15 protein-coding genes are annotated in these 12,551 nt (G+C 55.9%); 11 read left to right on the forward strand and 4 right to left on the reverse strand.

What is annotated here, in order from left to right:
- Positions 1-10 precede the first annotated feature (10 nt).
- Genes mhpD through ISF28_RS20130 form a run of 7 tightly spaced genes read left to right on the forward strand, consistent with a single transcriptional unit; the run spans position 11 to position 5,970 of the window.
- Complete coding sequence (gene mhpD, locus ISF28_RS20100) at positions 11-796, forward strand: 2-keto-4-pentenoate hydratase (protein ID WP_198118956.1); 786 nt, start codon at positions 11-13, stop codon at positions 794-796.
- 6 nt (positions 797-802) lie between these two features.
- Positions 803-1,750: an acetaldehyde dehydrogenase (acetylating) gene (locus ISF28_RS20105; protein WP_307727456.1), complete on the forward strand. Its 948-nt coding sequence runs from the start codon at positions 803-805 to the stop codon at positions 1,748-1,750.
- Positions 1,751-1,763: 13 nt separating this feature from the next.
- On the forward strand, positions 1,764-2,789 hold the full coding sequence (gene dmpG, locus ISF28_RS20110; protein WP_198118957.1) for a 4-hydroxy-2-oxovalerate aldolase: 1,026 nt from the start codon (positions 1,764-1,766) through the stop codon (positions 2,787-2,789).
- A gap of 17 nt (positions 2,790-2,806) precedes the next feature.
- Entirely contained in the window at positions 2,807-3,673 is an 867-nt protein-coding gene (locus ISF28_RS20115; protein ID WP_198118958.1) for an alpha/beta fold hydrolase, read from the forward strand.
- Between the two features lie 41 nt (positions 3,674-3,714).
- Positions 3,715-4,143, forward strand: coding sequence for a lipocalin-like domain-containing protein (locus ISF28_RS20120; RefSeq protein ID WP_198118959.1), 429 nt, complete (start codon positions 3,715-3,717; stop codon positions 4,141-4,143).
- Between the two features lie 31 nt (positions 4,144-4,174).
- On the forward strand, positions 4,175-5,005 hold the full coding sequence (locus ISF28_RS20125) for an alpha/beta fold hydrolase (protein WP_198118960.1): 831 nt from the start codon (positions 4,175-4,177) through the stop codon (positions 5,003-5,005).
- Positions 5,002-5,970 carry a VOC family protein gene (locus ISF28_RS20130; RefSeq protein WP_198118961.1) on the forward strand — a complete coding sequence of 323 codons (969 nt, stop codon included), beginning with the start codon at positions 5,002-5,004 and terminating at the stop codon, positions 5,968-5,970. The genes ISF28_RS20125 and ISF28_RS20130 overlap by 4 nt, the downstream gene beginning before the upstream one ends.
- Here ISF28_RS20130 and ISF28_RS20135 read toward each other — a convergent pair.
- Positions 5,957-6,160 carry a hypothetical protein gene (locus ISF28_RS20135; protein WP_198118962.1) on the reverse strand — a complete coding sequence of 68 codons (204 nt, stop codon included), beginning with the start codon at positions 6,158-6,160 and terminating at the stop codon, positions 5,957-5,959. The genes ISF28_RS20130 and ISF28_RS20135 overlap by 14 nt on opposite strands.
- 373 nt (positions 6,161-6,533) lie before the next feature.
- Here ISF28_RS20135 and ISF28_RS20140 point away from each other — a divergent pair, with 373 nt between their 5' ends.
- Positions 6,534-7,265 carry a COG3904 family protein gene (locus tag ISF28_RS20140; protein WP_198118963.1) on the forward strand — a complete coding sequence of 244 codons (732 nt, stop codon included), beginning with the start codon at positions 6,534-6,536 and terminating at the stop codon, positions 7,263-7,265.
- Between the two features lie 39 nt (positions 7,266-7,304).
- On the opposite strand, the gene ISF28_RS20145 is transcribed toward ISF28_RS20140, so the two are convergent.
- The 3 genes from ISF28_RS20145 to ISF28_RS20155 form a co-directional block, all read right to left on the reverse strand.
- The gene (locus ISF28_RS20145; protein WP_198118964.1) at positions 7,305-8,363 is read right to left on the reverse strand and encodes a CAP domain-containing protein; all 1,059 of its coding nucleotides are present in this window, start codon (positions 8,361-8,363) and stop codon (positions 7,305-7,307) included.
- Positions 8,364-8,622: 259 nt separating this feature from the next.
- Entirely contained in the window at positions 8,623-9,048 is a 426-nt protein-coding gene (locus tag ISF28_RS20150; protein WP_198118965.1) for a DUF7673 family protein, read from the reverse strand.
- A 31-nt stretch (positions 9,049-9,079) separates the two neighbouring features.
- Positions 9,080-9,310, reverse strand: coding sequence for a helix-turn-helix transcriptional regulator (locus tag ISF28_RS20155; RefSeq protein WP_198118966.1), 231 nt, complete (start codon positions 9,308-9,310; stop codon positions 9,080-9,082).
- 322 nt (positions 9,311-9,632) lie between these two features.
- On the opposite strand from ISF28_RS20155, the gene ISF28_RS20160 reads away from it, so the two are divergent.
- The 3 genes from ISF28_RS20160 to ISF28_RS20170 all read left to right on the forward strand — a co-directional run bounded on the left by ISF28_RS20160 (position 9,633) and on the right by ISF28_RS20170 (position 12,541).
- Entirely contained in the window at positions 9,633-9,932 is a 300-nt protein-coding gene (locus ISF28_RS20160; RefSeq protein WP_198118967.1) for a hypothetical protein, read from the forward strand.
- Positions 9,929-11,794: a replication endonuclease gene (locus ISF28_RS20165; RefSeq protein WP_198118968.1), complete on the forward strand. Its 1,866-nt coding sequence runs from the start codon at positions 9,929-9,931 to the stop codon at positions 11,792-11,794. The genes ISF28_RS20160 and ISF28_RS20165 overlap by 4 nt, the downstream gene beginning before the upstream one ends.
- Before the next feature lie 339 nt (positions 11,795-12,133).
- Positions 12,134-12,541 carry a very short patch repair endonuclease gene (locus ISF28_RS20170; RefSeq protein ID WP_198118969.1) on the forward strand — a complete coding sequence of 136 codons (408 nt, stop codon included), beginning with the start codon at positions 12,134-12,136 and terminating at the stop codon, positions 12,539-12,541.
- Positions 12,542-12,551: the final 10 nt, after the last annotated feature.

Here is a 12,551-nt window from a genome sequence, read left to right on the forward strand (position 1 = left end):
AGGAACACTGATGTCTGAACAACTCGCACAAAGCCTGGCCCGCAGGCTGCGCAACGCGGAAAGCACGCGCCTGCCGGTGGCGCCGGTGCGCGAGGAAATCGCGCTCGACGACATGGCGCTGGCCTACGCCGTCCAGCAGGCGAACGTCGATGCACGGCGCGCACGAGGGGAGCGCATCGTCGGCCGCAAGATCGGCCTGACCTCGCTCGCGGTGCAACAGCAACTGGGCGTCGATCAACCCGATTTCGGCGCGCTCTTCGCGAATATGGCGTATGGCGACGGTGAGCCGATGCCGCTGTCGCGCCTGATCCAGCCCAAGGCCGAAGCGGAAATCGCCCTCGTGCTCGAGCGCGACCTCACGCACGACAAGCACACCTTCGCCGACATCATTTCCGCGACCGCGTACGCGCTGGCCGCGATCGAAGTGGTGGACAGCCGCATCCGCAACTGGGACATCCGTTTCGTCGATACCGTCGCCGACAACGCGTCGAGCGCGCTGTTCGTGCTGGGCAGCCGCCCGGTGCGGCTGGCCGGTCTCGACCTCGTCGCGGCGACGATGACGCTGTCCCGCGACGGCGAGGTGCTGTCGCGCGGCAGCGGCGCCGCCTGCCTCGGCAATCCGCTGAACGCCGCCGTCTGGCTGGCCGACATGATGGTGAAAATGGGCACGCCCTTGCGTGCCGGTGACGTGGTGCTGACCGGCGCGCTCGGCCCGATGGTGCCCGTCACGCAGCGAGGAACGTTCACGGCGCAGATCGACGGACTGGGCAGCGTGAGCGCGGTATTTACGGAATAAGGAATCATGATGAACAAGAAACTCAAGGCCGCGATCATTGGTAGCGGCAACATCGGCACGGACTTGATGATCAAGATCCTGCGGCACGGCAAGCATATCGAGATGGGCGCGATGGTCGGCATCGACCCGAACTCGGACGGCCTGGCGCGTGCGTCGCGCATGGGCGTCGCGGTGACGCACGAAGGCGTGGAAGGGTTGACCCGCATGCCGAACTTCGCCGACATCGACATCGTCTTCGATGCGACGTCCGCCTCGGCGCACGTCAGGAACGACGCCTTCCTCCGTACATTGAAGCCCGGCGTCCGCATGGTGGACCTGACGCCGGCCGCCATCGGCCCGTACTGCATCCCCGTCGTGAACGGCGCCGCGCACCTGGAAGCGCCGAACGTGAACATGGTCACCTGCGGCGGCCAGGCGACGATCCCGATGGTCGCGGCCGTCTCGCGCGTGGCCACGGTCTACTACGGCGAAATCATCGCCTCGATTTCCAGCAAGTCCGCCGGCCCCGGCACGCGCGCCAACATCGACGAATTCACGGAAACGACGTCCCGGGCCATCGAGCAGGTCGGCGGCGCGCAAAAGGGCAAGGCCATCATCATCCTGAACCCGGCCGAGCCGCCCCTGATCATGCGCGACACCGTGTATTGCATGACCGAACTGGACGCCGACCAGGACGCCATCCGCCAATCGGTCAAGGACATGGCCGCCGCCGTCCGGGAATACGTGCCCGGCTATCGCCTGAAGCAGGAGGTGCAGTTCGACCGCTACGAGGACGGCCTCAACCTGCCCGGCATCGGCAGCCAGCCCGGCCTGAAGGTCTCCGTCTTCCTCGAAGTCGAAGGCGCGGCCCATTACCTGCCGGCGTATGCCGGCAACCTCGACATCATGACCAGCGCGGCCCTGAAGACGGCGGAGCGCATGGCCGAGCGCCAACTTTCCGCGGCAGCGGCTTAAGCGGAGGATTACCATGTTCGACAAGACAAAAAAGATTTACGTTTCCGACGTCACCCTGCGCGATGGCATGCACGCCATCCGCCACCAGTACAGCCTGGAACAAGCGGTGCGGATCGCCAAGGCACTGGACGACGCGAAGGTCGATTCCATCGAAGTCGCGCACGGCGACGGCCTGCAAGGTTCCAGCTTCAACTACGGTTTCGGCGCGCACACCGACCTGGAATGGATCGAAGCGGTCGCCGGCGTGCTGAAGCATGCGAAAGTGGCGACCCTGCTGTTGCCCGGCATCGGCACCGTCCACGACCTCAAGAACGCCTACGATGCCGGCGCGCGCATCGTGCGCGTCGCCACCCACTGCACCGAAGCGGACGTCTCGAAGCAGCACATCGAATACGCACGACACCTCGGCATGGACACGGTCGGCTTCCTGATGATGAGCCATATGACCACGCCGCAGAACCTGGCGCAGGAAGCGAAGAAGATGGAAAGCTACGGCGCGACCACGATCTACGTGGTGGACTCGGGTGGCGCGATGAGCCCGTACGACATCGCCGACCGCTTCAAGGCCTTCAAGGACGTGCTGCGGCCGGAGACGCATACCGGCATGCACGCGCACCACAACCTGTCGCTCGGCGTGGCCAATTCCATCGTCGCGCTGGAAAACGGCTGCGACCGCATTGATGCGAGCCTGGCCGGCATGGGGGCGGGCGCCGGCAATGCACCGCTGGAAGTCTTCATCGCCGCGGTCGATCGCATGGGCCTGAACCACGGCTGCGACGTCAAGAAGCTGATCGATGCGGCCGAGGATATCGTGCGCCCGCTCCAGGAACGCCCGGTGCGCGTGGACCGCGAAACCCTGGCCCTCGGTTATGCCGGCGTCTACAGCAGCTTCCTGCGCCACTCCGAAGCGGCGGCGCAGAAGTACGGCCTGCCGGCGTTCGACATCCTCGTCGAACTGGGCAAGCGCCGCATGGTCGGCGGCCAGGAAGACATGATCGTCGACGTCGCGCTGGACATGTTGAAGCAGAAGGCCGCTTGAGGCCGGAGGAATCGCATATGAGCACCCCTTATACCGAAGCCGCGTCCAGCCGGTTCGTCACAGTCCGCGATGGCGAGGTGGCGTACAACGTTCACTACAACGACGTCGGCCCGGCGTCCAGCCAGGCCGTCGTGATGCTGCATGGTTCGGGCCCGGGCGCGACCGGCTGGGCGAACTTCCACCGTAACGTCGAGTCTTTCGCCGGCGCCGGCTATCGCGTGCTCCTGATCGACATGCCCGGATTCGGCAAGAGCGACGCGTTCCTCAACACGGCCGGCTCGCGCTCGGACTTCAACGGCCGCATCGTCAAGCTCGTGCTGGATCGGCTCGGCGTGGAACGCGCGCACCTGGTCGGCAATTCGATGGGCGGGCACAGCAGCATGGCCTTCGCGCTCGCCAATCCCGGGCGTGTCGGCAAGCTCGTCCTGATGGGCGGCGGCACGGGCGGCCCGAGCCAGTTCGTGCCGATGCCGACCGAAGGCATCAAGCTGCTCAACCACGTCTATCGCGAACCGACGCTCGAGAACGTCAAGCGCATGATGAACATCTTCGTGTTCGACGCCAGCGCACTGACGGACGATCTCCTGCAGCTGCGCGTGGAAAACATGCTCGCGCGCCGCGATCACCTCGACAACTGGGTCAAGAGCGTGACCGCGCATCCGAAGCAGTTCAGCGACTACGGCCCGCGCCTCGGCGAGGTCAAGGCACCGGCCCTCATCATCTGGGGCCGCGACGACCGCTTCGTTCCGTTCGATATCGGCCTGCGCCTGCTGTGGGGCATGCCGAATGCCGAGATGCACATCTTCAACCGCTGCGGCCACTGGGCGCAGTGGGAACACGCGGACAAATTCAACCGCATGGTGCTGGCGTTTCTGGCGGAATGACGCGGCAAGAACAGATTTTCAAGAATTCACAGGAGTAGTCGATGAGCGAACAAGGCATCACCGGACGCTGGCAGATCGTCGCGTGGGAACAGGTCTACGACGACGGCCGCCGCACCTACCCGATGGGGCAGCAAGTGCAAGGCTTCATCCAATACGATCCCGACGGCCGCATGATGTGCATGCTGTGCCGCGGCGACCGCCAGAACTTCACGATCGGCGGGCAATGGAACGCCTCGGAGGAAGAAAGGGCGGCGGCCTACAGCTCCATGCTGGCCTATGCCGGGACCTATACGTTTGGCGGCGATACCGTCAGCCATCACGTGGAATTGAGCGCCTTTCCCAACTGGCAGGGCGGCACCCAGAAGCGCCGTATCGAAACGTTCGAGGCGGACCGGCTGGCGCTGGTGGCGCGCCTGGAAGAGGGCACGTCGGAAGCGCGCACGGCGCGGCTGATCTGGAAGCGCGGCTGACCATTACGGCATGAAAATTCGAGAAGCAGACATGAGCGAGAACGTTCCCGAGATCGGCAACAGCATCACCCTCGACGGGGTGGACATCAACTATCACGACCGCGGGCAGGGCGACGCCATCCTGCTCATTCACGGCTCGGGCCCGGGCGTGACGGCGTGGGCCAACTGGCGCCTGGTCCTGCCGGAACTTGCGACCTCGCACCGCGTGGTCGCGCCGGACATGGCCGGCTTCGGCTACACGCACGCGCCGCCCGGGTACCGGACGTCGCCGGACAACTGGGTCGCGCAAGCCATCGGCCTGATGGATGCGCTGGGGATCGCGCGATTTTCCGTCATCGGCAATTCCTTCGGCGGCGCCATCGCGCTGAGGCTGGCGAGCATGTATCCGGACCGCGTCAGGAAAGTCGTGCTGATGGGCTCGGTCGGCACGCGTTTTCCGATCAGCGAAGGACTGGACAAGGTGTGGGGATACCGGCCGTCGCGCGACGCCATGCGCGAACTGATCGGCATCTTTGCCTACGACCAGTCGATCGTCACGGACGACCTGGTCGAGTTGCGCTACCGCGCCAGCATCCGCGCCGACGCGCAGGAGCGCTTTGCCCGGCTGTTTCCCGCGCCGCGCCAGGAGGGCGTCGACATGCTTGCACTGAGCGATGCGCAACTGCGCGCCATCCGCATGCCCGTCGCCCTCGTGCACGGCCGCGACGATCGCGTCATTCCGTTCAGCGTATCGGAAATGCTCGCATCGAAGCTGCCGAACGCCACCCTGCACCCGATCGCCAATTGCGGCCACTGGGTGCAAATCGAGAAGAAGCAGGCATTCCTCGACATCGTCACCCGCTTCCTGGAGGAAAACACATGAGCGTCATATCCTTGGGTTACGTGGGCGTGAGTACCGGCCGCCTGGACGAGTGGGCCGACTTCGGCACGGCATTCCTCGGCCTGCAAATTGCCGACCGGTCGGCGCGGACCCTGTCCTTCCGCATGGACGACTTGAGCCAGCGCTTCCAGTTCGAGGACGGCGCCGACGGCGTCATCCAGCAGATCGGATGGGAAGTGGAAAGCGCCGCGGCCCTGCAAGCGATGGCGGCACGGCTGGAAGCGGCCGGCGTCCGGATCCAGCGCGGCAGCGCCGCGCTGGCCGGGCAGCGCCGGGTGCGCGAACTCATCTGGATGCATGACCCGGCCGGAAACCGGGTCGAGCTCTACTGGGGACCGGAAAAAGCGGACAGTCCGTTTGCGCCGGGACGCAATATCGCCGGCTTCCGCGCCGGCCCGCTCGGCATCGGCCACGTGGTGCTGACCTGCGAAAATATCGCGTCCGTGCTGCCTTTCTATACCGAGCTGCTCGGCTTCGGCGTATCCGATTACGTGCTGGCCCCGTTCAAGGCCTATTTCCTGCACGTCAACCCGCGTCACCACAGCCTGGCCTTGATCGAAAACGGACGGCGCGGCTTCCATCACCTGATGTTGGAGCTGATGCAGTTCGACGACGTGGGGCATGCCCACGACCTGGCGCAACTGCGCAAGGCGGACATTGCGGTTACCCTGGGTCGGCATTCCAACGACCACATGACGTCCTTCTATGTCAGGACGCCATCGGACTTCATGATCGAATACGGTTGGGGCGGCCTGACCATCGACCCTGCCACCTGGCAGGCGGTCGAGTTGACCGATGGCCCCAGCATCTGGGGACATAACCGGAGCTGGTTGAGCGAGGAGGCCAATGCCGTCTTGCGCGCCCAACTGCAAGACAATGCCGATCGAGGGCTGCGCCAGCCGGTGCACGTCCTGCCCGGTAATCATGATGTCGTTAGCGATCGCTAATCGAGATCGTGACGCCTGACGCCCTGGCCGCGTGCCTCTTGCGGCCGAATTTCCTGTTCTTGCCGAAGGGTTGAGCCGCACTGATCTCATCGAAATACCAGTCGATGGGCTCTTTTAGGGTAATATTCGCCAGCCCGCGAGCGCCGTCGAAGCGCCGGGCATCCATCTCAGCCTCGATCGGTCGCGCCACGCGACTCAGCGCCTTCGCCGGAAAGTTTCCGTTATGGACTTGTGACCCCTGCGGCGGATCCGCACCCGCCAGATGCTCCGACCTCAAGTATCGAAGTCATCTGTTGCGGAATCGTCGCAGCGCTGGAGGAAACAGGGAAAAGTAGGGATTTGATGAAAGACAGCAAGAGAAAACTGAGCGTAGCACCCATGATGGACTGGGCAGAGTGAAGCGTCGCTAGCCCCGAGAAACATCAAAACTCAGCGACTTGTGGCAGTGATTTGTGGCACTGAGCTCATCCGGTGCCACAACTGTCAGCTCTTCAAATTTTGGCCAAAGTTGCCCGCAGGGTATTTGCGTGAGGTATCATGTTGTCAACTAAACATGAGGCTCTATGCGCAAATTACTTGCCCTTCTTTCGCTGGCTTTCCTTTCTTGCGACGTCATGGCTGCTGATACTGTTAGCCTTTTGCCCGAAGACCATGGATACGAGATTGTTTTCTTCACTGGAGCAATCGAAGCAGGTGACGCAGAGAGGATTGCAGCAGCCTTCCAGAAGGCAAGCCCTAAGACCAGCCATCTTCTGATGATCAGCTCTCCAGGCGGACGTGTAAGCGAGGCGATGAAGATCGGGAACTATCTGGAAGCACACGAGATCGGTGTAATTGTTCCCAAGGCGATGAGCTGCAAAAGCTCTTGTGTGCTTGTGCTGGCAGGGGGGGAGTCAAAGACTGTCGGAGGAAAGATTGGAATTCACCGGCCCTTCATCACGGACCTAGATCTTCCAGAAGGTGCTGTGGCCTCTGCTGTAATCCGCGTGCAAAACCAGATTCGGAAGTATCTGGAAGAAAAGGGTGTTGCCCCGTCACTGGTTGATGACATGTTCTCGGTTGAGCCGCACAAGATGCGTATCCTCACAAGTGAAGAGGTATCGCGCTACCGACTGGACCAAGGGAACTACATTAAGCAAGAGCAGGACGATATTCGTAGGGCTAAGAAGCTCGGCGTGACTAGGGAAGAGTACGTTCAAAAGATGGCCAGGCTGAATGCAGAATGTACCAAGTACACTGGCTACGATGAACGTACGGCTTGCATTAACGCAATAATGGGGACGAACTTTAAATAAAAAATGGCCCGAAGGCCATCTGTGTTTGCACAGGAAGCGTTACGGGCAACCGCGCTTGTAACTGCCGGTCGTGAAGCTCCACGACTTGTCGATCGTTAGGCCGTTGGTGGCGCCGGTGGCGGTGCCAGTGGCTTTGCCCACGAAACGCACGTTGTAGGTGGTGTTCGGCTTAAACGGAGCCTTGCCCACGACGAAGGCCACGTTCTGACCAAGATAAGTGGTGTCCTGGGGGCTGGTTGCACTGGTGATCAGGCGCACATCCAGCGGGGCGGTTTGACCGGCTTCGGTGAGAGTGAAGGTGGTCACGCTCAGGACAGTCGAAGCTTCCGAAGCCACGCTAACCGGGGCGCTGGTCTTGGTGCACATGTTTGCCTGGGTCATTTCCAGTTCTTGATAGAACGGGTTCGGGGCTTCCATGCTGTGCGTTAGGAACACGCCGGTTTGACCGTTGGCCGGGTACACGCCGACATAATCACCCGCGTTGACTTGCGCCTCGGTCGCGCCAAAGTCGATGTACAGTGGGTTGGTATCGTCGTCACCTGCCGAACCCACGACCGTGAAACCTTGGTACATCATGCTGGCGCGGTGGTACACGGTGTTGATCAGGTTATCGACTGCCGTGGCATTCGGGTTGCCTTGTTCCAGACTGAACGCAATCACTTCGCCAGCGATGGTGGCCGGGTAGCCAGCGGCGGTCAGACGCGCCTTTACGTCCACGCCAGTGAAGCCCGGATTGCCAGCGACTTCAACGTGGCCGTTGGCACCGCTCTGGTTCGTGTACACATAGAACTGGTGGTTCTTGGCGGCGATGTCGGCGTTGGCGTTCTGGTTGACCGGGCCGAGGTTCTGGACAGCGCGGAACGCATTCAGCTTTTTGAACGCGATATCAGCGGTCGAGCCAGCTGTGTAGGTCGAAGGCGCGGCAGCTTGCAGGCTGGCTGTTTGAACGGTCGAGACTGGAGTGGTGGGGACAGCGGGTGTAGTTGGGTTGCTGGCAACCGGAGGCGACGAAGTACCGCCACCGCCACCGCAGCCCAAGAGTGCCAGCATTAAGCTGATAGAAATGGCGACTTTTGTTTTATGCACTTTTTTATCCAATAATTATTGATGGGGCAGTTAGAAGAAGTGTTACGGGGTCACTTCACATCTAATTGCTCAATATTTATTATGTGTGTGCCAACACAACTCCGCTAGCGGATTTTTAGAAAAAGCTAGGTTTTACGGCTTCGGACAGAAAAGGCCCTAAAATACCCGTTTGCAGACGTGACAATGTCACATACCGAAGAGTTCATTTTGAGTGTTAGATAGGCAGTAATGTTTGCTGGGGGACTGATACCCTGGTGTAGAATCGCTGACGTCAAGGTGTGTGTAGATCATCTCTAGAACCCCATTTCTTTGCGAGTGATTCCCATAAGGTGCTGCCATCCTCAAAGTATTGATGGACCTTTTTCAGAGGGTTGTGATCCATCTTGAGCACTAATAGACAGTCCTCATGTATATCGCAGTCGAGTCGGCGTAGGTCCGTCATGTCGAAGGGAAAGCGGTCACCGCGATCTAAATTCAAAAGGAAGCGCGCCACCACTGACGATTGTCCACTTGAATAAAAAGCCACAGGAAGTAGACGCTGGAGTGCAAGTTCACCTTTGGCACGAATCTCCGGCAGATTATTTTCCAAGTGATATAATTCTGCCACTGCGGATTTCAATGCTTGCGCCAAATCGCATGAATCCGTATGTGAAGTCGCATGCATAATGTTTTTAGTTGCCTTTTCTTCTTGTGCCATACAAAAGCCCCTTTTTAATTAATTGTTTAAGTTATTTTTCAAAAATCTTACGAGCAAGCATTCGTTGCTGGTCAATATAATCAGCAAGATCACGTACATCAACTACGCGATTTTTTCCTAATTTTCTAGTCGGGATAGGAAACGTGCCGGCGCTGATTTGGTTATGGGCAGTTCCCACTTCCATTCCGAGCTCAGGTGCTGCCTCCGTTAATGTAATAGTGAGTTTTCCGTATTTTAAGCCGTAAAATATATGTGCATTCATTTGTTTTCCTCAAGCAACGTCTGGATGAGCACATTCTATAGGCAAGTAAATATCTAATGCATTGAGGTCTGGGAAAAAAATTCAATTTGCAAGGTTTTTCGCAAATTTCCAACAGTGTTGAATTTCGTTCAATAGCCGAGATACAGCTAATTCGAAACAAGTGTCGTTTTTTTCTGAAAGAGATTTCGAATCTTATAGTAATCTGAATATCAGCAATATTTCTGTGCTCGATTTTTTCAAATAACTGAGAAATAACGCTATTTCTACGAATTTTCGATTGGGGAACTGATAACGTAGCTACACCTTACCTTAGGGTGTAAATATGTTAAACACAAATCAATCTATTGATGATTTTGAAACAAATTCTAAATCGTTAGCCCAATCAAATAAATTTCCTGGCAACAAAAGCAACATTGGCCCGAGACTCAGTCAGCATCCAATCCAGCTGACGCTACCACACTTTGCGCCGGCTCAATATCCCGAACCTTCGACACCGCGAACTGCTGGATGCTTGCCAAAGCGATCGCTGTTTAAAAAAGGCGCCCAGCATGTCTTGCCTGATCAGCACCAGTTGAGCTTTCAATTTTTTGGTTCCAATTCTTCAGTTGGGGCTGAAGAATGAGTCACGAATATAATCACGCTGTAAATCAATCAAAGGATCGAGGCGACTTAGGGACCAATGTAAATAATGCGTTCTCTGAAAAGTCCAACACTCGGGATGGTATCGCTGAGTTACTGCAGAGATACAAGAAAAACCTTGAATCCGAAATAATATCGCGTCTATATGCGGGAAAGTACACCGCAATGGATGAGATTCCGCCGGAGATTAGTCGGAGAGATCACGAGGAACTTAAAAAGGTCGGCGAACGAATTTCTCGATCTTTGTTGTCAGTAGTGGCATCAGATGGTCGCATTGCCGACTACATCGAAATGAGCCACTTTGAAATAAAACAGTTGGCAATTTCACTAGCGGAACTCCAATACTCAAGTCATACCGAGAAAGTAAATGCCTCGAAAAGACTATTGGGGTGCGATATTCCAGGCGATACGTTCGCGTCCCAATTTTCTCGTTGCTGTAGCGCAGCCTTTTGGAGGCGAGCGCTTTCCACGCGGGTTGCGAGGGCGAAAGAGCAGGCCTTTCTCCGTCTCGGTATGCTTGGCACGAAGTTAGAGAAATACGTATCAGATTCAAGTATTGATGCGCGAGAGCTTCAGCTTCGGAAACAGCAAAAGTGGATGAGCGACACTTATTTAGTGCCTGCGAAATCAGATGATGCACCTGAGCCGCGCCCCGATCACAAAAAAATTCCGCTTATAGATGTTGTACAGGAGCCTAAAGCGCGGTTCGCAAAACTGTATAGTTTCGTCAAAGCCATGGAACTTCTTGCCGAAGAATCAAAGCTCAACTCGGCAATGTTGACAATTACACTCGAGTCGGAGTGGCACCCAAATCCATCCCACGGAATAAAAAAATGGAACGGAAAGTCGCCAAGGGAAGCGCATCAGTCATTTTGTAAGCGGTGGCAAGCAATTGTACGGGATCTTCATCGAAGAAATATTAGATTGAGCGGATTGCGTGTCGTGGAGCCCCATGGTGACGCATGTCCGCATTACCATGTCTGGTTATTATATCGCCCAGAACATGAGGCCAAAATCATGCTGGCGATTATGCAATATTTTCCACATAGGTTAAAGGTCGCAACGGCACTTCGATCGGCTGATGGAAAAATTATCCATGAACAATCGATTTATAAAAGTCGTGAGCACCTGGTGGCTCGTTCGCCTGAGGTATGCTCAATCAAAGCAAGGGCGCAAGTCGTGTTTTCGAAAATTAATTCTGATATAAGTAAAGGAGCATCATACGCTACCAAATATTTAATGATGACCTTGCCTGTAAACTTTAAAAAGGGAGAAATAAATTCCGATGTGAAAGACAACAAAAATAAGTCGTCTAAAGGATTATCTCTTGCCAGGGTAGACTCATATAGGTCAGTTTGGGGAATGAGTCGGGGGCAACTATTCGGCGTTGCAAAATGTCTCACCGTATGGGACCACCTAAGAAAAATGGTATGTGCCCCAAAAAACTCGAAAGTACGAGATTTGTGGGCAAAGGCACGTGGCGGTGTTGACGATGGCCGAATCGGAAAAGGAGCAGGCAAGCGCGGCGACGCATTTGCTTTCCTGAAAGCACTAGGTGGACTTGATGCCGCTAGAAACGGCAAACAGAACGCTAAACGCTTAGCGCTTACTCGTCTGGTAGAACAGAGCACAAATAGACATGGCGATCGCATCGAGAAAACAGTTGGAATTCTCTTGGTCGAAAAGAAGCGTATGAAGGTCGTAAGTAAGAGTGATAAACAGGATCGTCCACGAAGTGTGTGGAAAACCGTCACGTCGATTGTGGCAAGCGTTCGAACAAAATTGAAAAAATGGGAATTTGTGACCGTGCAAACTGCGTTCGTCCGAAAGCCTTGTAGTCCTTAGCCTAGCTTTAGATAAATAGCCAGAGCTGTAATATAGAATTAGCGTGCCGGGTAGACCGGCTTTTTGCGTTTCGAAATTACAGCTATTTTTTTATTTTAAAAAATTTGAGGCCCTGAAAGCTGCTATTGCAGAGTCGGTAACTTGATTAACTCAAAAATAAAACAAAACAATTTTTAATTTAACGTGAAATGATTTTCAAGTAATTGCTATAATTTCTGCCAGTTTGAATAGGATTCATAATGCACCCATCCGGAAAACTTTTCCTAGTTATCCAAGTTATACCGAACTAGTGCCGTGTGTAGTGAGTGCTATAATAATCGGCAGGAGGGAGGTCAATAAATGGACAGATTGTCGCCCGAACGTCGAAGTTGGCTGATGAGTCAAGTTAAAGCGAAAAATACAAAACCAGAAATTGCAGTACGTAAACTTATTTATGCGTCAGGTTTTCGCTACAGATTGCACGTAGATAATCTTCCAGGTAAGCCTGATATAGTCTTTCATGGAAGAAAAAAGATAATTTTTGTGCATGGGTGTTTTTGGCACGGCCACACTGGATGTAAGTATGCTCGATTGCCCAAGCAGCGAGTAGAATTTTGGTCTCAGAAAATCGGGCGTAATCGAGAACGTGATTCCAAAACTATTGGTGAGCTTGAAAAGAAAGGTTGGAGAGTTCTTGTGGTTTGGCAATGTGAACTAAAAAAACCTGAACTACTGGCTGAAGAGATAAAAAATTTTCTTCAGCCTTAAGTGCGTCTAT

This window comes from Massilia rhizosphaerae (assembly GCF_016093545.1).
GTDB classification, from domain to species: Bacteria; Pseudomonadota; Gammaproteobacteria; order Burkholderiales; family Burkholderiaceae_D; genus Telluria; species Telluria rhizosphaerae.